Origin of the sequence: Staphylococcus muscae (genome assembly GCF_003019275.1) — a bacterium.
GTDB lineage: Bacteria > Bacillota > Bacilli > Staphylococcales > Staphylococcaceae > Staphylococcus > Staphylococcus muscae.
This window is the reverse complement of sequence record NZ_CP027848.1, coordinates 1,443,878-1,466,806: the sequence shown is the minus strand read 5'-3', so window position 1 is coordinate 1,466,806 and position 22,929 is coordinate 1,443,878. Positions and strand designations below refer to the sequence as shown.

Here is a 22,929-nt window from a genome sequence, read left to right as displayed (position 1 = left end):
TCACCTCTTATCGTTTTTTAATCATACCTTTTAAATTCAAACCTATATCTAACAATCCAATTAAGCGTGTTAAAGGATAAAATACAATACCTAACATGACAAACACAATCGTCAAACTAATATGTAGACGGTTCATCACACATACATAATGGATAAAACTCAAACCTTGAATAACGAGTAAAAAGCCGAGTACAACTTGAAAATTCACACTGATACTATTCATTGTCGTTGCAGGTTCAGTTGTCATGCCTACCAATAATGCGATCGCATAAATAATAAAAATCGAACGACCCATCTGCCATAAAAAGAGCGGTCTAAATACCGGTGTTGCAATCTTGAACTTGCGCAAAATAGGGCAAATGATAACAAGTGTTAAAAACATGAAAAGCGCTAATGTAATAACGATCAAACCTGGCATCTGTATCGCAAGTTGTTGTACTGACGCATTCAACACTTCTTTGGATGCTTCATCTACATCTTGCATTGCAGCTGCTTGATCTACGATGGCTTGATAAGGTTCTAACATTTCATGTGCATAAGGTAATTGTCGAATACTTTGTAAAAACATCATCACACCTAATGTTAATACACTAGATACCAATGTTGTCATATACAAGATGCGTTCTTTAGAGGCACGCTGTTGTAACAAACGTCCAATCAGTGCACTCATTACGAACACAATCATCATAAAGCTCATTAACAAAACACTTCCTGTTAATGTTGCAAAGATGAATGTAATAAAGACACTAAATCCGAACGAATGGATTGAGCGATGCCATAATATAATACCCGGGAGTGTTGCGAACAGTGCGACAATCAATCCTAATGCGGGTAAAAAGTCTATTACTAAGATGACCAACAGCCATGCAAGTGTACATAGCAACATTGGCTTAAACTGTATTTTTGAAAACAATAACGCCACTTCCAAACTAATTTATTTCTTTATCGCTTATTTTACAAACTTTGCCATACGAATACAATGACTTGGATTGATATGACGCTGACAAAATACGAATAGAATGAGGCGTCTATGTCTTGTTGCATCTATGTGCATTCAAAATTTTACCCCTTCTCTTCTTCATTCCTTTGATTATAACAAAATGTAAGATATCCGTCTAAGCCTAGCGACGAAAACGGGAAACTTTTAAGAAATGATAGAGATAAGGTGCCCAATCATTAAAGTTTAGCAAGAAGCCATCATGTCCAACATTGTCAGGGACAAAGAAATGACGATGATAACGAAAATGTTGGCCGACCGCTTCAACTTGATCATCTGGATATAGCAAGTCATCCACGAAACCTATTGTTAAAACTTTCGTGTCGAGCATGCGAAATACTGCGCTCACATCATCTCTCCCACGATAAATATCATGACTATCTAAGACGTCCAGCAGTGTCAAATAACTCTCTAAGTCGAAGGATGACTTGAACTTGTCTCCTTGATATTTTTGATAAGCAACCACTTCATCCGGCGTGAATCTTGACTCATAACTTTTAGAAGAACGGTAAGTCAAGAAACCAAGCTGTCGTGCAATACTCAATCCTTCTGTTCCTCCTAAATGTATTGCCTGACGTGCAATTTCGTTAAATGCACGGCTATACGAAGACGTCTTCGCAGTTGCTGCAAGAATCACAGCCTTTTTCACGTGAAACTGTCGATTGTATAACAACTCCATCACCTGCATACCACCGAGAGATGCACCGATCAGAATATCAATTTCTGTATAGCCGAGTGCCTTCACACCAAGTTCGATTGCTCTAACGATATCACGCATCGTTAAGTGCTCTGGAAACTTACTGTCATTAGCACGTGAGCTTGATCCAAACGGACTGCCTATGACGTTAAATGTTAAAAACTGATAGTCGTGAAACGGCATATATCCACCATCGATAATTTCACGCCACCATCCTGGCTGTTCATCTGTACCATAAGTTAGGTGGTTGCCCGTTAAAGCATGACAAACGAGAACCAATGGCTGCCCTTTGTAACCGACATATTCATAGCGCAGTTGTAAATCTTGAATTGTTTCGCCTGATTCTGTTGTGAATGTTCCTAAATGTAATGTATCTACGGTATAGTTGCTCATTGCACGCCCTCCTAAAAGTAAAAAACTGTATCATTGAGCCAACAACGATACAGTCTTATCTATATAGGATGACTTATTATCCGACCGCAATCGTTGGTTGTAGCACCGTTCTCGTATATAAGTGGTTGCTGAAGCGTCAGCGGGCCAAATCCCTCAGCTTCTCTCAATAAGTTTTCAGCATATTTAAATTAAGTGTTATGATACACTATTTTTATCTATAAAACAACATCAAGGGACCATTGTAAGTCTCAATAACGCCACTGCCACCATCCCCACCAATACTGTTATTGTCAAACTCCGTGTGCGCAGGGCAATCCATATCGTCGGAACAAGCGCAATGAGAAACGTCCAATTGATAGCATAACCAAACACACCACTCTCTTGTTTGATCAACCCATCAACGACAAGCGCTGTAAATAACGTGATTGGAATAAAAGATAACCATTTAATGAATTTCTCAGAGAATTCGATCCGGGAAATCATCACTAATGGTAAGACACGTACAAATAATGTCACAACGCCTGATAAGACGACTGCAATTAAGAAATAAAATGTCATTGTTCCATCACCATCCCTAATGTCGCTGTCAATATCGATGCAATCATAATAGCCAGATAAGACGGCATAAATAGACTTAATACGAGCATTAATACGATAACGACGAAGATAAGCAGCAAGTATAGGCGTATCTTAGACTTCTGTACGCCTTCTAATTGTGCTGCTGCCAAGAAAACGAACATCGCTAATATGGCATAATCAAGACCGAGCATTTCTGGCCGACTCACAAAGTCACCGAGTGCGCCACCAAGAATTGTCGTAAAAACCCAAAAGAGATATGCTGTAATGTTCAAACCATACATCCAGTTACGACCAATCGTCTCCCCTTTTGAGTATGGAGTAATTGCTACCCCGAATGTCTCATCCGTCAACAAGGTACCGATTCCTATACGATGCCATAATGTCTCCTGCTTGAAGGAAGGTGCTAACGTCATGCTCAACAAAAACATTCGGCTGTTAACAATCAACGTGGTAAGAACGATAACCCATACAGGCGTATGAACAACCATCAAAGCAATCACGATGAATTGTGCTGCGCCAGCATAAATTAAGATAGATAGTAAGGCGATTTCAAATAAATTGAACCCAGATGTTATCCCTACGACACCGAATGAAAAGCCAATACCTGCGTATCCAAGCAAGGTGGGAATACAATCTTTGATACCTTGTCTGAATGTCTGATATGCCATGATGTGACCCCCTTCATCAAAATTAAATTTATTGTATTACAAATTAAATTCAAAATCCACATCATTAGACACCCTTCACAGCGCACGCACACATACCGATGTCTAAAAACGTTGTTAAAGCAATGTTTTTTGTTACTAAATTTTCTGACAATATTAGTCAGAAGGATGTCTTAATATCAAAAAAAGACCTTTCAAAGTGAGAGAGAATTCACTTCAAAAGGTCTTCATGTATCTATATTAATTTAGAGAGTAAATATTGGTACCGATAATTATTTTGGTTCAATAACTGTTTGTCCGCCCATGAATGGTACAAGTGCTTCTGGGATTGTGATAGAACCATCTTCATTTTGATAGTTTTCAACGATAGCTGCAAATGTACGACCTACTGCTAAACCAGAACCGTTTAATGTGTGTACATATTCAGGTTTTGCATCTTTATCACGTTTGAAGCGGATGTTTGCACGACGTGCTTGGAAATCAACGCAGTTTGAGCAAGAGCTGATTTCTTTATAGTCATTGTAACTTGGTAACCATACTTCTAAGTCGTAAGTTTTACTTGAACCGAATCCGATGTCTCCAGTACATAAAATCACACGACGGTATGGTAAGCCTAATTCTTCAAGAATCGCTTCTGCGTTACCAGTCATTTCTTCTAATGCATTCCAAGAATCTTCAGGTTTTTCAATGCGTACCATTTCAACTTTTTCGAATTGGTGAAGACGAATTAAGCCACGTGTATCGCGACCAGCAGATCCTGCTTCACTTCTGAAACATGCAGATTGTCCTGTGAATTTTTCAGGTAACACACCCGGTTGAATCACTTCTTCACGGTAGTAGTTTGTTAATGGTACTTCTGCCGTTGGGATTGTGTAAAGACCTTCTTTTTCAACTTTGAATAAGTCTTCTTCAAATTTAGGAAGTTGGCCTGTTCCATACATTGAGTGACGGTTTACAAGTTGTGGCACATTCATTTCAGTGTAACCATGTTGTGTTGTATGTTTTGTCAACATGTAGTTGATTAACGCACGCTCTAACTTCGCACCTTCGTTTGTTAAGAATACGAAACGTGCACCAGATACACGTGCAGCACGTTCAAAGTTTGCCATGCCTAACTCTTCAACAAGATCCCAGTGTGCTTTTGCTTCAAAGTCAAATTCACGTGGTGTACCCCATTTTTTCAATTCAACGTTTTCTGTATCATCTGCACCTTGTGGTACATCGTCATGAATTAAGTTAGGGATGCGTGATAATTTATCTTGTAATTCATTATCCACTTCTTTAAGTTCTGTATCGATTTCTTTTACTTTTTCTCCTGCTTTGCGTTGCATTTGGATTGCTTCTTCAGTGTCTTCGTTATTACGTTTCTTTTCAGCGATTAATTCAGATGCTTTATTGCGCTCTGCTTTTAATTCTTCTGTTTGTTTGATTAATTCACGGCGTTTTTGATCAAGTTCTAACACTTCATCAACGACTACCGGATCATCTCCACGTAATTGAATCTTCTCTTTGACTTTTTCAGGCTCGTTTCTGAATAATTTAATGTCTAACATAATGCGACATCCTTTCTTTGTGTAATAGTGAGATTTATTTTTTGGGGGAACCCATAAAAAAACCACGTCCCTATTACAAGGGACGTGGTTACTACGCGTTGCCACCCTATTTAACAAGCATATTAAAAATACGCCTGCGCTCAACAAAAGTTAACGGTTTTACCCGAATTGTTCTTCATATGTGGGTAGATTTCATATCTTCATCATCTGTTTGTTCACACCGACCACAAACTCTCTGTTAGGATTCAGATATTACTTAGTCCACAAACAATTAATTATTCTGAATTTATATTTAATATATCAGACTATTTTATAAATTGCAAGCCCTATCATAATACGCACTTTTTTGTAAATAATTCGCCACATATTCAATATCTTTATGGAATTGGCGATCTTCTGTAATTGAAGGTACGATTTCACGTAGTGCTTCGTACTGTTCTCGTGTTTTTGGCGAAAGCCCTTCGATTCCCCTCAATTCAACTGCTTGCAATGCAATAATTGCTTCAATAGCAATGACACGACGTACATTTTCCAATATTTTATATCCGTGTCTTGCAGCAATCGTCCCCATTGATACATGATCTTCTTGATTCGCTGAGGATGGAATGGAATCAACACTTGCTGGATGTGCCAATGTCTTATTCTCTGATACGAGACTTGCCGCCGCATACTGCATAATCATCGCACCACTTTGCAGTCCTGGTTCTGGACTTAAAAATGCAGGTAGGCCACCATTCAACTGTGGATTAACAAGACGTTCTAGACGTCTTTCTGATACATTAGCCAATTCACTCAGACCAATCTTTAAGAAATCCAATGCAAACGCAATCGGTTGTCCATGAAAGTTCCCACCAGAGATGACCAATGTCTCATCTCCTTCATCAAAAATCAATGGATTGTCATTAGCCGCATTCATCTCACATTCTAACTTCTCACGCACATAATTGAACACTTGAAAGCTCGCACCGTGTATTTGTGGTATACAGCGCAATGTGTATGGGTCTTGCACACGTAACTCCCCTTGTCGTGTTGTCAATGTTGACCCTTCAAGCCAGTCTAACATCCGTCTTGCTACGTCTGTTTGTTCATCAAAGTTCCGTACTGTATGAACAGACGTATGATAGGCATCGGTTATCCCTCTCAGCGCTTGATGTGTTAAAGCAGCAATCCATTCCACTTCAAAAGCCAAATGCTCCGCTTCAATCATCGTTACAACACCTTGTGCAGTCATCGCTTGTGTACCATTAATCAATGCCAAACCTTCTTTGGCTTGTAACTTTAACGGCGCTCTATCTAAGCGCTCCAAGACGTCCGAGCTGTCTAGCAACTGCCCTTGATAGTAAACTCGTCCTTCTCCTATTAAGGCCAAAGCTAGGTGTGATAAAGGTGCTAAGTCACCCGATGCACCAAGTGAACCTTGTTGTGGAATAACTGGAATGATTCTTTGATTGATAAAGAATTGTAACTGTCTCACGAGATCAACTGTCGCACCAGAGTGCCCTTTTAATAATGTGTTCAATCGCAACACCATCATGACTAATGATACTTCTTGTGAGAACGGTTCCCCTACCCCACATGCGTGTGAGCGTATCAAATTGACTTGTAGTTGATTGTATTGTTGTGGATCAATAAGGACGTCACTAAACAAGCCAAATCCTGTTGTAATGCCATAAACTGTCTCTTTGTTTTCAATAATACGTTCTACGATTGCCCGGCTTTCTTTGACACGTGTTAATGCATCTTCTGTGATCTCTACGGTTGCCTGTTCATGCAAGAAGTCACGTATATCATTTATCCTAAGCTGATCACCTGTTAAATATAAAACCATCTTATCCAACCCCTTTGTTATTTCTTACCATCCTCATTTCAGTATAGGTTCCAGCTATCACTTACACAATAGTTGTGACAATATTCGTTATTAGGTAGCGCGTTACTTGAATGCTACGCTAAATCGCCTTATTTTATCTATTGACGAATAAGTCACACCCGTATATCATATCTTGTTGTAATATCGGAATATCAGATAGGAGGTTCTTGCTCTATGGAAATATTGTCGGATGTTAGAATACCGAAACGCAAACAAGATACACACAAAGGTGACTATGGTCGTATTCTTCTGATCGGTGGTAATGCAACGTTAGGTGGCGCGATTATGTTAGCTGCACGTGCATGCGTGTACAGTGGTAGTGGTTTGATTACGGTAGCAACGCATCCAACGAACCATGTCGCACTCCATTCACGCTGTCCAGAAGCGATGGTGATTGATATTAATGATACGAAAAAACTGACAAAAGTCATCGAACAGTCAGATTGTATCTTAATCGGTCCAGGACTCGGGCTCGACTTTAAAGGGAACAATGCGATGACATTCTTGCTACAAAATATTCAATCACACCATACATTGATTGTTGATGGCGATGCGATTTCTATTATGAGTAAGCTCAAACCAGAAATCCCACCATGTAAAATCATTTACACACCACATCAAAAAGAATGGGAGCGTCTTAGTGGTATTCCAATTGAAGAACAGACATATGAACGCAATCGTGCTGCTGTCGATAAGATTGGCGCAACAGTTGTTTTGAAGAAACACGGCACTGAAATCTTCTTCAGAGACAATGAATATAAGTTAGAAATTGGTACACCTGCCATGGCAACAGGTGGTATGGGCGATACACTAGCTGGCATGATCACAAGCTTCATCGGTCAATTTGATGACACAATTGATGCTGTGACGAGTGCCGCTTATACGCATAGCTACATTGGAGAAAAATTGTCGAAAGATATGTATGTCGTTCCACCTTCAAAAATCATTGACGAAATTCCTTATGCCATGAAACAACTCGAACAATAACATAAACGCAAAAAAAGGTTCAGAACATCTACATGCTCTGAACCTTTTTGATATCAACATTTATTCGTCTATCTCATCTTCATTGGCAATATCTTCTTCGACACGTGCCATGAAGTCTTCTCTCAATGTTTCTTTTGAATCATCAGCGTTATCACTGTCTATTTCAGCGACTTCTTTAGACATCCCGCTGTCTTGTTCTTCCGCTTCTAAGTCATCTGGTTCTTGTTTTACTTTCGCAACAGTTGATACGAATTGATCCTCATCAAGGCGAATCAAACGTACACCTTGTGTATTACGACCGTTAACAGAAATATCTTCTACTTCCATACGAATGATGACACCATGGTCTGTTACGACCATCACATCTTCATTACCTTCGACTGTTGCAATACATACAAGTTTACCGTTACGTTCAGTGATATTGGCTGTCTTAATACCCATACCTGCACGACGTGACAAGCGATACTCACCAATCGGTGTTCGCTTACCGTAACCTTTCTCCGTTACAACAAGAATTTCTGCTTGATTATCCTCATCTGCCACACCAAGACCGATGACTTCATCATCTTCACGTAATGAGATTCCTTTAACACCTGAGGCAATTCGGCTCATCGCACGAATATCCGTCTCCTTAAAGCGAATGAGTGAAGCTTGAGAAGTACCAATCAGAATATGTTTGTGTCCATCTGTCAAACGAACCGCTACCAGTTCGTCATCATCTCTGAACTTAATCGCAATTTTACCGTTTTTGTTGATGCGGTTAAAGTTGCTTAATGCTGAACGTTTCACCAAGCCTTTTTTCGTTACAAAGACTAAGAAGTTATCTTCAGAATCCAAGTCCTTCACAGCAATCATCGTACTGATCACTTCGTCACTCTCAAGTGCAATCGCATTGACGACTGGAATTCCTTTAGACTGACGTGAGAGTTCCGGCACTTCATAACCACGTAACTTATACACACGTCCTTTGTTCGTAAAGAAGAGTACATCATCATGTGTACTTGTCGTTACGAGTTGACTTACGAAGTCGTCTTCAAGCGTATTCATACCTTGAACACCACGTCCACCTCTATTTTGTGCACGATATGTCGATACAGGTAGACGCTTAATATAGTTATTGTGACTTAATGAAATCACAATTTGTTCTTCTGGAATTAAGTCTTCATCTTCTAGATGATCCACGCCACCTAATTGAATCTCTGTACGACGATCATCACCGTAACGTTCTTTGATATCTGTTAGCTCTTCACGTACCAATGCGAGTAACTTTTCTTCGTCTGCTAAAATCTCTTCTAACTCAGCGATATAAGCAATCAACTCATTGTATTCATTTTCAATCTTGTCACGCTCTAACCCTGTCAAACGACGTAAGCGCATATCTAAAATAGCTTGTGCTTGGCGCTCTGACAATGAGAAACGTGTCTGTAAGCTATCCATTGCGACTTTGTCTGTCTCTGATTCACGAATAATCGTAATAATCTCATCGATATGATCGAGCGCAATACGCAGCCCTTCAAGAATGTGCGCACGGTCTTTCGCTTTACGTAAATTGTATGCAGTACGACGACGTACGACTTCCTTCTGGTGTTCTAAGTAATGGTACAGTGCTTCTTTCAACGTGATAAGTTGTGGACGACCATTCACTAATGCAATCATGTTGAAGCCAAATGACGTTTGCAATGGCGTCTGTTTATACAAGTTGTTCAAAATGACACTTGCATTGGCGTCTTTACGAACATCGATTACAATGCGGACACCTGTGCGTAAGCTTGTCTCATCACGTAAATCTGTAATCCCTTCAATCTTCTTATCACGAACGAGATCCGCAATCTTCTCAATCATACGTGCCTTGTTCACTTGGAAAGGAATTTCAGTCACAACGATGCGTTCACGACCACCACCACGTGATTCAATATCCGCTTTGGCGCGCATCATGATAGAACCACGTCCTGTTTCATAAGCACGACGAATACCACTCTTACCAAGAATTAAACCCGCTGTTGGGAAGTCTGGTCCTTGGATGTCTTCCATCAGTTCTGCTGTTGAAATCTCTGGATTGTGACTCAAACTCAACACGCCGTCAATGACTTCACGCATATTGTGCGGTGGAATATTCGTTGCCATCCCAACCGCAATTCCTGATGCACCGTTCACTAATAAGTTCGGGAAGCGAGACGGCAAGACACTCGGCTCTCGTTCGTTCCCATCGTAGTTGTCGATAAAATCAATCGTATCTTTGTTAATATCTCTTAAAAGTTCTAGCGCCAGCTTCGTCATTCGTGCTTCTGTGTAACGCATTGCGGCAGCACCATCGCCGTCCATTGAACCGAAGTTCCCTTGACCATCTACCAGTGGGTAACGGTAGCTGAACTCTTGTGCCATACGTACCATTGCTTCGTAAATAGATGAGTCACCATGTGGGTGATATTTACCCATAACGTCCCCAACGATACGTGCTGATTTTTTGTAAGGTTTATCTGGCGTCATGCCTTGTTCATTCAAACCATAAAGTATACGGCGATGCACAGGCTTCAAACCATCTCTTACGTCTGGCAATGCACGAGATACGATAACACTCATGGCATAGTCCAAAAATGATTCACGCATCTCTTTGCTGATATTCCGTTCATTGATTCTTGATTCAGATGTTTCAGCCATCAAGATATCCTCCTTTTCATTTTCAAGTGTTCATAATTAGAAATCCAGGTTGGCATAGACAGCGTTATCTTCAATGAACTGGCGACGATTCTCAACAACATCGCCCATTAACATTTCGAATGTTTGATCCGCTTCAATCGCATCGTCTAGCGTTACTTGTAACATCGCACGATTTTCTGGATTCATTGTCGTCTCCCACAACTGATCGGCGTTCATCTCACCCAAACCTTTATAGCGTGCAATCGACCATTTCGGTGTTGGATTCAGCTGTTCTTTTAACTTGTCTAGTTCGCGATCATTAAAGACATAATATTTTTGTTTTCCTTGCGTCAACTTATAAAGTGGCGGTTGTGCAATGTACACATAGCCCGCTTCAATCAACGGACGCATAAAGCGATAGAAGAAAGTCAATAACAACGTACGGATATGTGCGCCATCGACATCGGCATCAGTCATGATCACGATCTTATGATATCTTGCTTTTGAAATATCGAATTCGCCACCGATACCCGTTCCGAATGCTGTGACCATTTGACGGATCTCGTTATTGTTTAAAATCTTATCTAATCGCGCCTTTTCTACGTTAAGAATTTTCCCACGCAATGGCAAGATTGCTTGAATACGAGAGTCACGTCCTGATTTCGTAGACCCCCCGGCAGAGTCACCCTCTACTAAGAAAATCTCACTTTCTGATGGATCTTTACTTGAGCAGTCCGCTAGTTTACCCGGTAAGCTAGAAATATCTAAAGCAGTTTTACGACGTGTCACTTCACGTGCCTTTTTGGCCGCAATACGTGCACGTGATGCCATAATCCCTTTCTCAACGATCGTACGACCAACTTGTGGGTTCTCTAGCAAGAAGCGTTCAAATAGCTCTGAGAACGTACGGTCTACGATTTGACGTACTTCTGAGTTCCCTAACTTTGTCTTCGTTTGCCCTTCGAATTGTGGATCACCGTGCTTAATAGAAATAACCGCTGTTAAACCTTCACGTGTATCTTCACCAGAGAGACGCTCCTTGTCTTCTTTGATGATTTTGGACTGTAACCCATAACTATTAAGAACACGTGTCAGAGCCCGTTTAAAGCCGTCCTCGTGTGTCCCACCTTCATACGTATGGATATTGTTCGCATAGGTCAGTAAATTAGTCGCATAACCGCTGTTGTACTGTAAAGCAATCTCTACTTCAACATCATCGCGTTGTTCATGTACATAGATAGGTTCAGGATGAATTGGTTCTTTCTTCTCGTTAATCAACTCAACGTAAGACTTAATCCCGCCTTCGTAGTAGTAGTTATCTTCTCGTAGCGCTTCATCATCACGTTCATCACGCAGTGTGATTTGAATACCTTTGTTTAAGAATGCCAACTCTCTAATACGTTTTTGTAATGTTTCATAGTTGTAAACCGTTGTTTCTTGGAAAATATCGGGATCTGCTTTGAAGCGGATAACCGTTCCTGTTTTATCTGTGTCATCAATCTGTTTCAAATCAAACTCTGGCACGCCACGTTTGTATGATTGGTGATGGATGCGACCATCTCGGTGTACGTACACTTCAAGCGTCTCACTCAATGCGTTTACAACCGATGAACCTACACCGTGTAAACCACCTGATACTTTATATCCGCCACCGCCAAACTTACCGCCGGCATGAAGCACTGTAAGAATAACTTCAACAGCTGGACGCCCCATCTTCTCTTGAATATCGACTGGGATACCACGACCATTATCTGTCACTTTGATCCAATCATCTTTTTCGATGACGACTTCAATCGTATCTGCATAGCCTGCAAGTGCCTCGTCAATACTGTTATCTACAATCTCCCATACAAGATGGTGTAGACCACGTTCTGCAGTCGAACCAATATACATCCCTGGTCGCTTACGAACCGCTTCGAGACCTTCTAATACCTGAATCTGACTCGCACCATAGTTTTCTGTGTTGTTCACATCAGCCAATGCTTCCACCTTCACTTTCTGCTATTTCTTAATATTTCCTTCTGCAATTCGATATATTTTAGCATCTTTCATTATTTCATGGTCGATACCATCCACGGATGTCGTTGTTACAAATGTCTGTACTTTATGTTGTATCGTACTCAACAAATGCGTTTGTCGAGAATCATCTAACTCACTTAATACATCATCAAGCAACAAAATGGGGTATTCCCCCACTTCTTGATGCATTAATTCTATTTCGGCTAGTTTGATTGACAGTGCTGTTGTACGTTGTTGTCCTTGAGAACCAAATGTCTGTGCATCCATCTCGTTCACTTGAAATCCAAGATCATCTCGATGTGGCCCTTGCATGCTCACACCACGCTCAATTTCTTTCTTGAGTGAGGCTTGTAGTGATTCAAATACATCATTGATTAAGCCTTCCTCATCTTGCGGGGTGTCTTGCAACTTGATACTCGGCATGTACTGTAACGTCAGTCGTTCTTTACCATTCGTAATCCCTGAATGAATCGGTGCTGCGAGTGTTTCAAGTTCTGCAATGAATTGCTGACGTCTCAAAGTCACCTTGACTGCATAAGTTGCAAATTGCTGATTCAACACCTCTAGCATTGTCGTATCTTTTTGTTGTTTGAGTTGTAGTTGTTTCAAATAGTGATTTCGTTGTTTGAGTATGCGCTGATATTGCGACAGATCATTCAAATATAGACTGGAGATCTGTCCAAGCTCCATATCAATAAAACGACGTCTTACTTGTGGCGCACCTTTCACAATATTGAGGTCTTCTGGCGCAAATAAAACGACGTTAAGATGACCGATATATTGCGTCAAACGACTCTGCTCTAAATGATTGACCTTTGCCTTTTTGCCCTTTTTCGTAATAAACATTGTCAGTGGCATATGACCATGTCTAAAACTTAATTCACCTTCTATTTTAGCATATTCTGCATCGAACCGAATCAACTCTCTATCATTCGTCGTTCTGTGACTTTTAGCTAAGGCCAATGTGTAAATTGACTCGAGTAGGTTTGTCTTACCCTGTGCATTCTCTCCAATGAGTATGTTGACTTCCGGATGACATGCCAAATCAACTTGTGCATAGTTCCGGTAGTTTTCTAACTGGAGTGTTGTTAACTTCATTGCGCACCAATTTTAATCACATAAGATCCTACTTCAGGAATCTCAATCACATCGCCATCACTTAACTTTTTACCACGACGTGTCTCGTGATCGCCGTTCAAAAACACATCATATTCTTGTAAAAACCATTTTGCTTGGCCACCTGATTCGATAATACCTTCATAGTTCAAAAACTGACCTAATGTCAAAACGCTATCCACTGTAACTTCCTCAGCCAAAATTATCACTCCATTCGTAATTGCTCACCTAGTCTATTATACCTTTTTATCCGCTAAATTTCATGTAGAAATGCGTATTTATTTAAGGTGTGTCGCTAAAAGTTTCATGTGAAACAAATAGGCGACACACCTTGTGTTTTGATGCGATAGCGGCACACAAAATCCACTATCTGTTTATTTGTTTTTCTGTTCGTCAAGTGCTCGATCAATCGCACCTTTGACTGCTTCATAATCTGTTACATCTTTTACACGTTCGCCATTCACGTACAAAGATGGCACTTTAGATACTTTGTATTGTTTTGCCAATTGATCATCATGCTTCGCTTGTTGATGAAACGCTTTATCGTTATAAGCATTCAAAATTTGTTTCTTCTGTTCTGGTTCAATCTTCAGCTTGTTGATCTCTTGTTCAACAAGTTGCTCTGTTAACCACTTGTCATCTGACACTGCTTCTTTCGACTTTGGCTGTGCACGGTATAACGCTTCATGGAACGACCAATATGCTTCTGGCGAAAATTTATTAACCGCTAATGATGCACGTGTCGATAACTTAGACTCCTCGCCATGAATGAGTACATTCACGTAACGAAGTTCAGCTTTATTCGTGTCGATATAGTCTTTTCGAATTTTTGGTAATATTTGGCTTTCGAAATCTCCGCAATATGGGCATTTATAGTCACCGAAAAGTACGAGTTTCACGTCGCTCTTCTTATTGCCGATTTGTGGCTGTAAAGCCGTGTCTTTATGCAAAGATTTACTGTCCAATTTATCTTTTGAATCACTTGAAAAAGAGAATGTTCCTAAAACAGCAAGTACAAATAAACAAATAACAACGCCAATCAATAGCGTCTTTTTAACTTTCATATTCCGTTCCTCCAAGATTACATATAGTTTTATTATACTCGATTTCGCCCCTATATCACTACACGTATGAGTAAAATATATTACTTCTACACGAAACGGAAAAAGCTAAGGCACATCGCCCTAGCTTTTCTCTCTAGTATGTTCGAATCGGTAAAATTAATTGCGTCACCGTATCATCGTCTTTTGGTTTTAAAATAAATGGTTTCATTGTACCGAAGAATGCTACTTCTACTTCATCGTGATCAATTGCTTTCAACGCATCCATCATGTACTTCGAGTTGAAAGAAATTTTTAAGTTGCCACCTTCAACATCATTTGCTGTAATTTCTTCTTTTACTGTTCCAATTTCAGGTGACGTTGATGACAACTCAATTTGATTATCTCCCGTGCTGAGTTTGATGACATTGTTGCCACCTTCACGCGCTAATAATGATGCACGATCAATCGCATGATAGAATTCGCTGTTATCGAGTCCTAACTTAATCTCATAGTTTTCTGGGAACAAGCGTGATGTATCAGGATAATGTCCTTCTAACAAGCGAGAAATGAAGTTGACATGACCTACTCGGAATAACACTTGGTTTGCAGCAAAGTAAATGTCAATGTGGTCATCACTATCTGACATAATTTTGTTCAGTTCAGCAAGTGCTTTACCTGGAATGATGACATTTTTATCACTGATGTCTTCGTCTTCTAACTTCAACTTCCTTACAGCCAAGCGGTGTGAATCGGTCGCAGTGCATATTAATTCATTTTCTTGTATAAGCCAGTTCACCCCTGTTAGTACTGGTCGTGTTTCTGAGGTGGACACTGCAAAGTTTGTTTGTGCAATAATATTTTTCAAGACTTTGATTGGTAGTTGTAAAGCATCTTCACTAGAAATTTGCGGTAATAGTGGGTATTGATCCGGATCTAAACCACTTAAGTTAAATTCTGAATGACCTGATGTAATCAAAGTTTGGAATTGTTCATTTGTTATTAATTTGACGTCTTTTCCTGGTAATTTTTTAATAATATCCACGAAGAAACGGCCTGGTAACACGACTGATCCCGGTTCTGTCACTGTTACAATCTCTTCACCATCGATTTGATTTGGAATGGTAATCTCAATAGAAATTTCAGAATCAGATCCTGTTAATACAACACTTTCATTTGTCGCATGGATCTTAATCCCTGTCAGTATTGGTAAAGTTGTTCTAGGTGAGATAGCTTTTAATGTATCGTTCAATTGCGTAATAAAATAATCACGTTTAATTGTGAACTCCATAAAGTATAAACTCCTTTCAGTCGTTTATATAAGTTATAGTTATTATTAAAAATCGTAATAATAGTAGTAGGGCTTGTGGATTAGTGGATAACCTTTATGAATTAAGAAAAATAAAGGATGTGCACATGTGGATAACCTGTGCATGATGTGTACAACTTCTGCACACTATCCACAATCTAACTTCGAAGCTCTTTTTCAAATTGCTTGATTTCTTGTCTCAATGGAGAATTACTCTCAAGCTCTTTTTTGATTTTATCATGTGCATGTATCACGGTCGTATGATCGCGCCCGCCAAACTCTTCACCAATTTTAGGCAATGAAAAATCAGTCAGTTCACGAGATAGATACATTGCGATTTGGCGAGGGTATGCGATTGATTTTGTACGTTTTTTTGCAGCAAAATCTTCAATACGCACACCATAGTATGCACCGACAACCTTTTGAATATCTTGGATGGTGATTTTTTTACTTTGTGATTCTTGGATAATATCTTTGAGCGCTTCTGCTGCTAACTCTGTTGTAATCGGTTTACCTTGCAAATTCGAGAAGGCATTTACACGGTTAAGTGCACCTTCTAATTCACGAATGTTCGTTTGGATTTGATTGGCAATATAAGTAAGTGCTTCAATCGGTACATCAAGATTTTCTTCTTCTGTCTTTTTCTGCAAAATTGCCATTCTTGTTTCCAAATCTGGTGGTGTAATATCAACGATGAGACCCCATTGGAAGCGGGATTTTAGACGTTCCTCCAAAGTTGAAATTTCTTTTGGCGGACGATCACTGGAAATGACAATTTGCTTGTTGTTTTGGTGTAATTCATTGAAAGTATGGAAAAATTCCTCTTGCGTCTGTTCCTTTTTCTGAATGAATTGAATGTCATCAATGAGTAAAACATCGATGTTGCGGTATTTTTCACGAAATGATTCCGTATCGTTGTTACGAATGGATTGAATAAATTCATTCGTAAATTTTTCACTCGTTGTATAGAGCACTTTCGCATCTTTGTTATTTTCCATAACAAAATGTCCGATCGCATGCATCAAGTGTGTTTTACCGAGACCAACGCCCCCATAGATAAATAGTGGGTTGTAGGCTTGTGCTGGTTTTTCAGCTACGGCAAGACTTGCAGCGTGTGGGAAGCGGTTGCCCGGTCCAATAACAAAAGTGTCAAATGTATTTTTGGTATTGAATTGTTCCCCTTGTGCGACTACGGGTTGAACGGGTTTGACGTCATTCTGAGCTGTTGCGAAATTTGCACGTAGTTCATCTAAGTCATCTTCAGTTAGCACTTCTAAATGTGTCACGTTCTTCCCAGTAATGGCGTTTACAGATTCAATGATTACGCCTTTATAGGATTGTAGTAACCAGTTCGCTTCAAATGCATTATTGACGACTAAAACAACTTTTTCATCAGAAAGTGCATGCAGTTTCGTTTCTTTGAAAAAAGTGTCGTATGATGGACCTTTTACGTGTTTATTACGAATCAACTCCAGAACGTTGTCCCAAGTTTCTTGTTCTGTCATTTTTAACGCCATCTTCCTCTATAAAATTTTAGTTATTCACAATATCCCCATTGTAAAAAAGCAGATAAACACAGGCTGTGAACAATTATCCACATATTCATCCACACCCTGTGGATGAATAGAGATACCATTCTTGTTATTCACAGAATAATTGGGGAAAACGATAAGTATGAAGTCAGATAATATAAGGGTTCCAACCACTTATCCACACAATTATACTTTTTAACATATAGCACTGTCAAATAGGTGTGAACATGTGTGTGGATATTTGGATAAATTGTGGGGAGAAAATAATTATCCACAAGTTTTCAAAAACAATTTGTGAATAAGTGGATAACTTACAAACAGTTTCATTCATGTGTGGATAATATTTTTTGTACGATTAATATCGAAATGAATGACACGATATGATTGAATATATCGTTGTACAATTAAATTGAGAATTGCATCAATAATTAATGAGATGTAGATATTATTTCATATTCAATTTTATGAGATTTTCTTACTGAGCATGATTTCCTATATAAAGCGTGGTTTTTCATTAGCTTTGTTAGTTTGTTTGATACAAAATAATAGAAGTTATAAAAATCGTACTTGATTTACAAATTGTATTTTGTTATATTGTAGTAGTTGCTTGAAATGTAAACATTTCATTTAAAAAGACAGTTCTATTTTAAATGTAGAAATCGAAAATTAACTTATCTAGAGTGATGATTAGATAATTGGACGAATTGAGACGGAGGTGTTTTGCATGGTAAAACGTACTTATCAACCAAACAAACGTAAACATAGTAAAGTTCATGGTTTCAGAAAACGTATGAGCACTAAAAATGGCCGTAAAGTATTGGCGCGTCGTCGTCGTAAAGGTCGCAAAGTTTTATCAGCATAAGATCACTGACTTATTCAGTGGTCTTTTTTTTGCGAAAGTATCGTGCATCTGATGTGATGAATAGGGTAGGGGAGTCTACCCAATGAGTGAAATATAGAATTATAGAGCGGATATAATAGTAGAAAGAGACGTTATAATCAGAAAGACGAGTGATAGTAAATGGAAAAAGCATACCGTATTAAAAAGAATGCTGACTTTCAAAAGATTTATCGACATGGCAAATCAGTCGCGAATCGCCAGTTTGTCGTTTATAGTTATGATCGACAACAAGCGGATCATTTTCGCCTAGGGATTAGCGTTTCAAAAAAACTGGGTAATGCAGTGACACGCAATCGTATTAAGAGAAGTATTAGAGAATGTTTTAAAGTACACAAAGAAGATTTTTTACCGAAAGATTTAATCGTCATTGCACGTTTTCCGGCAAAAGATATGTCAGTACAAGAAGTGCAAAAGAGTTTGGAACATGTCTTGAAGATTGCGAAGGTTTTTAATAAGAGAATACCATAGCGGTTAGACTTCGGGTTGTGTGATGTCAGACAAACCGAAGTCTAAAACGTAGTAACTCTTTCAGTGTTATGAACAGGATAGTCGCAATTCGAACTGAAACATTTTACAATAAGGCATAATCAACTTGAGATAAAGGAGGCACGTATACGTGGAACAGTTAGATACAATTACGAGTATATCAACGCCGATGGGTGAAGGTGCGATTGGCATTGTGCGTTTATCTGGACATGATGCGGTCGCAATTGCAGATAAATTATATAAAGGTAAACAAAAGCTTGAACAGGTACCAACGCATACAATTAACTATGGACACATCATTGATCCAGAGACGGGTGATGTTGTGGAAGAAGTGATGGTTTCTGTTTTACGCGCACCACGTACGTTTACGAGAGAAGACATCGTGGAGATTAACTGTCACGGTGGGATTTTAACGATTAATCGTGTGCTAGAGTTAACGATGACGCACGGTGCACGTATGGCTGAACCGGGTGAGTATACGAAGCGTGCCTTTTTAAATGGTCGTATCGACTTATCTCAAGCTGAAGCGGTAATGGACTTTATCAGATCTAAGACGGACCGAGCGTCTAAAGTGGCGATGAATCAAATAGAAGGACGACTGAGTACATTGATTCAACAGCAACGTCAGTCGATTTTAGAAGTATTGGCGCAAGTTGAAGTGAATATCGACTACCCCGAATACGACGATGTCGAAGAAGCGACAACGGACTTTTTATTGGAACGTTCTCGTCAAATCAAGCAAGAAATTCAACAATTGCTTGATACAGGCGTTCAAGGAAAGATTATGCGTGAAGGTCTTTCAACAGTCATTGTTGGGAAACCAAACGTAGGGAAGTCTTCTATGTTGAACAACTTGATTCAATCAAACAAGGCGATTGTGACAGAAGTAGCTGGAACGACGCGAGATGTTTTAGAAGAATATGTGAATGTTCGTGGCGTGCCATTGAAGTTAGTTGACACGGCAGGTATTCGTGAAACAGAAGATATTGTGGAACGTATTGGTGTTGAGCGTTCACGTAAGGCGTTACAGGAAGCGGATTTGATTTTGTTCGTTTTAAATAACAATGAGATGCTCACACAAGAAGATCGTCAATTATATGAAGTGATTAAAAATGAAGATGTTATTGTCATTGTGAATAAGACTGACCTCGATCGTCAGCTTGATATCGATGAAGTGAAACAAATGATTGGTGATAAGCCACTTATAGAAACATCAATGCAGACACAGCAAGGAATTGATGCGCTAGAATTACAAATTCGTGATTTGTTTTTTGATGGATCGATACAAAATCAAGATATGACGTACGTGTCGAATTCACGTCATATTTCATTATTAAAACAAGCGAAACAAGCAATTCAAGATGCGATAGAAGCAGCAGAATCAGGCATCCCAATGGATATGGTACAGATTGATTTAACACGTACTTGGGAGTTACTCGGTGAGATTATCGGCGAATCAGCAAGTGAAGAACTGATTGACCAACTCTTTAGCCAGTTCTGTCTCGGAAAATAATGTATGGAGGAATACGAATGATTAAAACATATGATGTCATTGTTGTAGGTGCAGGGCATTCAGGCGTTGAAGCAGGTTTGGCTTCTGCACGTCGTGGCGCACGTACATTAATGTTAACGATAAATTTAGACAACATTGCATTCATGCCATGTAACCCTTCAGTTGGTGGACCGGCAAAAGGAATTGTTGTCCGTGAAATTGATGCACTCGGTGGACAAATGGCGAAAACAATTGATAAAACGCATATTCAAATGCGCATGTTGAATACAGGTAAAGGACCAGCCGTACGTGCATTACGTGCACAAGCTGATAAAGTGTTGTATCAACAAGAAATGAAGCGTGTGTTGGAAGATGAAGACAATCTTGAAGTAATGCAAGGGATGGTCGATAAGTTAATCATTGAAGATGGTGCTGTGAAGGGTGTTCGTACGAATATCGGTACAGAATATCGTGCTGAAGCGGTTATTTTAACGACTGGAACGTTCTTACGTGGTGAAATTATTCTCGGTAACTTGAAGTACTCAAGTGGACCGAACCACCAATTACCATCGATTACATTGGCGGATCATCTGAGAGAAATCGGTTTTGATGTCGTGCGTTTTAAAACAGGAACGCCACCACGTGTCAATGCGAAAACCATTGATTATAGTAAAACAGAAATTCAACCCGGTGATGATGTTGGTCGTGCATTTAGTTATGACACAACGGAATATATCTTGGATCAACTCCCATGCTGGTTAACATACACAAATGGTGAAACACATAAAGTCATTGATGACAACTTGCATCTTTCAGCGATGTACTCAGGTATGATTAAAGGAACAGGACCACGTTATTGTCCATCAATTGAAGATAAGTTTGTCCGTTTTAATGATAAACCACGTCATCAGTTGTTCTTAGAGCCAGAAGGTCGTAATACGAATGAAGTATATGTTCAAGGATTGTCTACAAGCTTACCGGAAGCGGTTCAACGTCAAATGCTTGCGACAATTCCAGGGCTTGAGAAAGCAGACATGATGCGTGCGGGATATGCGATTGAATATGATGCGATCGTTCCTACACAACTTTGGCCAACACTTGAAACGAAAATGATCAAGAATCTTTATACAGCAGGACAAATTAACGGAACATCTGGATATGAAGAAGCGGCAGGACAAGGTTTAATGGCAGGCATTAATGCAGCTGGACGTGTTCTAGGTAAAGAAGAGAAAATCTTGCGCCGTTCAGATGCGTATATTGGTGTATTAATTGATGACCTTGTAACGAAAGGGACAAATGAACCTTATCGTTTATTAACATCTCGTGCAGAATATCGTTTATTATTACGTCATGATAATGCAGACTTACGTTTAACAGATATTGGTCATGAACTTGGCTTAATTTCCGAAGAACGTTATGCACGTTTTAATGAAAAACGTGAACAGATCAAAGACGAATTGGCACGCTTGGCAGGCATTCGTATTAAGCCATCAGAGCGTGTTCAAGCCATTATTGAACGTGAAGGTGGTTCTCGCTTGAAAGACGGTATCTTAGCGAATGAATTGTTGCGCCGTCCAGAGATGACATATGAGACAGTCTTAGAAATTTTAGAAGAAGAACATGTGTTATCATCAGATGTTGAAGAACAAATTGAAATTCAAACAAAATATGAAGGTTATATCAATAAATCCTTACAACAAGTTGATAAAGTAAAACGTATGGAGCAAAAGAAAATTCCAGAGGATCTAGATTATTCTAAAATTGATAGTTTGGCATCTGAAGCACGTGAAAAATTATCAGAAGTCAAACCATTGAATATTGCGCAAGCGTCACGTATTTCAGGGGTAAACCCAGCTGACATCTCAATCTTGTTGGTTTATTTGGAACAAGGGAAAATACAAAGGGTGAAATAAATGAGTGTAGAATGGTTAGCAAAACAATTAGATGAACATGGTATTACGTTGTCAGACAAGCAGAAGCAACAATTTGAAACATATTATGATATGCTTGTAACGTGGAATGACAAAATTAATCTGACAAGTATTACAGAGAAGCATGAAGTTTATTTGAAACATTTTTATGACTCGATTACACTCAGTTTTTACTGTGACTTGAAGGAACCATTACACATTTGTGATGTGGGAGCAGGTGCTGGTTTCCCGAGTATCCCACTAAAAATTGTATTCCCACATTTACATGTGACGATTGTTGACTCGTTGAATAAACGTATCCAGTTTTTAAACCAATTGGCGGATGCCTTAGAATTGGAAGGGGTCAGCTTTGTACATGATCGTGCAGAAACATTTGGTAAGAATGAAGACTACCGGGCGTCTTTCGATATTGTCACAGCACGTGCAGTAGCGAGATTGTCAGTATTGAGTGAACTGTGCTTACCACTCGTAAAAAAACATGGACTTTTCATGGCATTGAAGTCTTCAAAAGGGCAAGAAGAATTAGATGAAGCACGTTTTGCGATTGGTATCTTAGGTGGCCGTGTTGAAGATGTATATAGCTTTACATTGCCTGAAGAAGCAGGAGAACGCCAAATCATTAAAATTCAGAAACGTAGTCAGACACCAAAGAAATATCCACGAAAACCAGGAACACCGAATAAAGCACCGCTCGTAGAATAGCAGCAGCTGAAAGTGAGAGATGCGCA

General features: G+C 39.4%; 19 protein-coding genes, 1 riboswitch and 1 other annotated feature. Of the genes, 6 read left to right on the top strand and 13 right to left on the bottom strand.

The window, feature by feature from the left end:
- Nucleotides 1–7: 7 nt before the first annotated feature.
- The 6 genes from C7J88_RS07285 to hutH all read right to left on the bottom strand — a co-directional run bounded on the left by C7J88_RS07285 (nt 8) and on the right by hutH (nt 6,712).
- The gene (locus C7J88_RS07285; protein WP_231910259.1) at nt 8–922 is read right to left on the bottom strand and encodes a DUF2232 domain-containing protein; all 915 of its coding nucleotides are present in this window, start codon (nt 920–922) and stop codon (nt 8–10) included.
- A 199-nt stretch (nt 923–1,121) separates the two neighbouring features.
- Nucleotides 1,122–2,087, bottom strand: coding sequence for a homoserine O-acetyltransferase MetX (metX, locus tag C7J88_RS07280; RefSeq protein ID WP_095114939.1), 966 nt, complete (start codon nt 2,085–2,087; stop codon nt 1,122–1,124).
- Nucleotides 2,088–2,157: 70 nt separating this feature from the next.
- Nucleotides 2,158–2,260, bottom strand: a riboswitch (SAM riboswitch).
- A gap of 55 nt (nt 2,261–2,315) precedes the next feature.
- On the bottom strand, nt 2,316–2,645 hold the full coding sequence (locus C7J88_RS07275; protein ID WP_095114937.1) for an AzlD domain-containing protein: 330 nt from the start codon (nt 2,643–2,645) through the stop codon (nt 2,316–2,318).
- Nucleotides 2,642–3,334, bottom strand: a complete 693-nt coding sequence (locus tag C7J88_RS07270) for an AzlC family ABC transporter permease (protein ID WP_095114935.1) — start codon at nt 3,332–3,334, stop codon at nt 2,642–2,644. The genes C7J88_RS07275 and C7J88_RS07270 overlap by 4 nt, the downstream gene beginning before the upstream one ends.
- Before the next feature lie 269 nt (nt 3,335–3,603).
- Nucleotides 3,604–4,884, bottom strand: coding sequence for a serine--tRNA ligase (gene serS, locus C7J88_RS07265; protein ID WP_095114933.1), 1,281 nt, complete (start codon nt 4,882–4,884; stop codon nt 3,604–3,606).
- Nucleotides 4,885–4,959: 75 nt separating this feature from the next.
- Nucleotides 4,960–5,160 (bottom strand) — a binding site (T-box leader).
- Nucleotides 5,161–5,194: 34 nt separating this feature from the next.
- Complete coding sequence (gene hutH / locus C7J88_RS07260) at nt 5,195–6,712, bottom strand: histidine ammonia-lyase (protein ID WP_095114931.1); 1,518 nt, start codon at nt 6,710–6,712, stop codon at nt 5,195–5,197.
- Nucleotides 6,713–6,925: 213 nt separating this feature from the next.
- Between hutH and C7J88_RS07255 the strand changes: the two genes are divergently transcribed.
- The gene (locus tag C7J88_RS07255; RefSeq protein WP_095114929.1) at nt 6,926–7,738 is read left to right on the top strand and encodes an NAD(P)H-hydrate dehydratase; all 813 of its coding nucleotides are present in this window, start codon (nt 6,926–6,928) and stop codon (nt 7,736–7,738) included.
- Nucleotides 7,739–7,798: 60 nt separating this feature from the next.
- Here the strand turns inward: C7J88_RS07255 and gyrA are convergent, their stop codons facing one another.
- From gyrA to dnaA, 7 genes are all read right to left on the bottom strand, one after another.
- Entirely contained in the window at nt 7,799–10,396 is a 2,598-nt protein-coding gene (gyrA, locus tag C7J88_RS07250; protein ID WP_095114927.1) for a DNA gyrase subunit A, read from the bottom strand.
- Nucleotides 10,397–10,432: 36 nt separating this feature from the next.
- A complete protein-coding gene (gene gyrB / locus C7J88_RS07245; RefSeq protein ID WP_188595404.1) occupies nt 10,433–12,364 on the bottom strand; it encodes a DNA topoisomerase (ATP-hydrolyzing) subunit B in 1,932 nt (643 codons plus the stop codon).
- 12 nt (nt 12,365–12,376) lie between these two features.
- On the bottom strand, nt 12,377–13,492 hold the full coding sequence (recF, locus tag C7J88_RS07240) for a DNA replication/repair protein RecF (protein WP_095114923.1): 1,116 nt from the start codon (nt 13,490–13,492) through the stop codon (nt 12,377–12,379).
- Nucleotides 13,489–13,719: an RNA-binding S4 domain-containing protein gene (locus C7J88_RS07235; protein WP_188595403.1), complete on the bottom strand. Its 231-nt coding sequence runs from the start codon at nt 13,717–13,719 to the stop codon at nt 13,489–13,491. The genes recF and C7J88_RS07235 overlap by 4 nt, the downstream gene beginning before the upstream one ends.
- A gap of 165 nt (nt 13,720–13,884) precedes the next feature.
- The gene (locus tag C7J88_RS07230; RefSeq protein WP_095114919.1) at nt 13,885–14,574 is read right to left on the bottom strand and encodes a DsbA family protein; all 690 of its coding nucleotides are present in this window, start codon (nt 14,572–14,574) and stop codon (nt 13,885–13,887) included.
- Nucleotides 14,575–14,707: 133 nt separating this feature from the next.
- A complete protein-coding gene (gene dnaN / locus C7J88_RS07225; RefSeq protein WP_095114917.1) occupies nt 14,708–15,841 on the bottom strand; it encodes a DNA polymerase III subunit beta in 1,134 nt (377 codons plus the stop codon).
- 176 nt (nt 15,842–16,017) lie between these two features.
- Complete coding sequence (dnaA, locus tag C7J88_RS07220) at nt 16,018–17,364, bottom strand: chromosomal replication initiator protein DnaA (protein ID WP_095114915.1); 1,347 nt, start codon at nt 17,362–17,364, stop codon at nt 16,018–16,020.
- Between the two features lie 751 nt (nt 17,365–18,115).
- On the opposite strand from dnaA, the gene rpmH reads away from it, so the two are divergent.
- The 5 genes from rpmH to rsmG all read left to right on the top strand — a co-directional run bounded on the left by rpmH (nt 18,116) and on the right by rsmG (nt 22,903).
- Nucleotides 18,116–18,253 (top strand): 50S ribosomal protein L34, encoded by a 138-nt coding sequence (gene rpmH / locus C7J88_RS07215; RefSeq protein ID WP_000240855.1) that lies wholly within the window; start codon nt 18,116–18,118, stop codon nt 18,251–18,253.
- A gap of 159 nt (nt 18,254–18,412) precedes the next feature.
- Nucleotides 18,413–18,760 (top strand): ribonuclease P protein component, encoded by a 348-nt coding sequence (rnpA, locus tag C7J88_RS07210; RefSeq protein ID WP_095118088.1) that lies wholly within the window; start codon nt 18,413–18,415, stop codon nt 18,758–18,760.
- A gap of 148 nt (nt 18,761–18,908) precedes the next feature.
- Nucleotides 18,909–20,291 (top strand): tRNA uridine-5-carboxymethylaminomethyl(34) synthesis GTPase MnmE, encoded by a 1,383-nt coding sequence (gene mnmE / locus C7J88_RS07205; RefSeq protein ID WP_095118087.1) that lies wholly within the window; start codon nt 18,909–18,911, stop codon nt 20,289–20,291.
- A gap of 17 nt (nt 20,292–20,308) precedes the next feature.
- Nucleotides 20,309–22,183 carry a tRNA uridine-5-carboxymethylaminomethyl(34) synthesis enzyme MnmG gene (gene mnmG / locus C7J88_RS07200; protein ID WP_095118086.1) on the top strand — a complete coding sequence of 625 codons (1,875 nt, stop codon included), beginning with the start codon at nt 20,309–20,311 and terminating at the stop codon, nt 22,181–22,183.
- Complete coding sequence (rsmG, locus tag C7J88_RS07195) at nt 22,184–22,903, top strand: 16S rRNA (guanine(527)-N(7))-methyltransferase RsmG (RefSeq protein WP_095118085.1); 720 nt, start codon at nt 22,184–22,186, stop codon at nt 22,901–22,903. It begins immediately after the preceding gene.
- Nucleotides 22,904–22,929: the final 26 nt, after the last annotated feature.

Coding starts and splice junctions, on each gene's coding strand:
- rpmH (WP_000240855.1), top strand. CDS start 18,116: ATGGTAAAACGTACTTATCAACCAAACAAACGTAAACATAGTAAAGTT.
- serS (WP_095114933.1), bottom strand. CDS start 4,884: ATGTTAGACATTAAATTATTCAGAAACGAGCCTGAAAAAGTCAAAGAG.
- recF (WP_095114923.1), bottom strand. CDS start 13,492: ATGAAGTTAACAACACTCCAGTTAGAAAACTACCGGAACTATGCACAA.
- rsmG (WP_095118085.1), top strand. CDS start 22,184: ATGAGTGTAGAATGGTTAGCAAAACAATTAGATGAACATGGTATTACG.
- gyrA (WP_095114927.1), bottom strand. CDS start 10,396: ATGGCTGAAACATCTGAATCAAGAATCAATGAACGGAATATCAGCAAA.
- dnaA (WP_095114915.1), bottom strand. CDS start 17,364: ATGACAGAACAAGAAACTTGGGACAACGTTCTGGAGTTGATTCGTAAT.
- C7J88_RS07255 (WP_095114929.1), top strand. CDS start 6,926: ATGGAAATATTGTCGGATGTTAGAATACCGAAACGCAAACAAGATACA.
- mnmG (WP_095118086.1), top strand. CDS start 20,309: ATGATTAAAACATATGATGTCATTGTTGTAGGTGCAGGGCATTCAGGC.
- C7J88_RS07230 (WP_095114919.1), bottom strand. CDS start 14,574: ATGAAAGTTAAAAAGACGCTATTGATTGGCGTTGTTATTTGTTTATTT.
- metX (WP_095114939.1), bottom strand. CDS start 2,087: ATGAGCAACTATACCGTAGATACATTACATTTAGGAACATTCACAACA.
- dnaN (WP_095114917.1), bottom strand. CDS start 15,841: ATGGAGTTCACAATTAAACGTGATTATTTTATTACGCAATTGAACGAT.
- C7J88_RS07270 (WP_095114935.1), bottom strand. CDS start 3,334: ATGGCATATCAGACATTCAGACAAGGTATCAAAGATTGTATTCCCACC.
- rnpA (WP_095118088.1), top strand. CDS start 18,413: ATGGAAAAAGCATACCGTATTAAAAAGAATGCTGACTTTCAAAAGATT.
- C7J88_RS07275 (WP_095114937.1), bottom strand. CDS start 2,645: ATGACATTTTATTTCTTAATTGCAGTCGTCTTATCAGGCGTTGTGACA.
- hutH (WP_095114931.1), bottom strand. CDS start 6,712: ATGGTTTTATATTTAACAGGTGATCAGCTTAGGATAAATGATATACGT.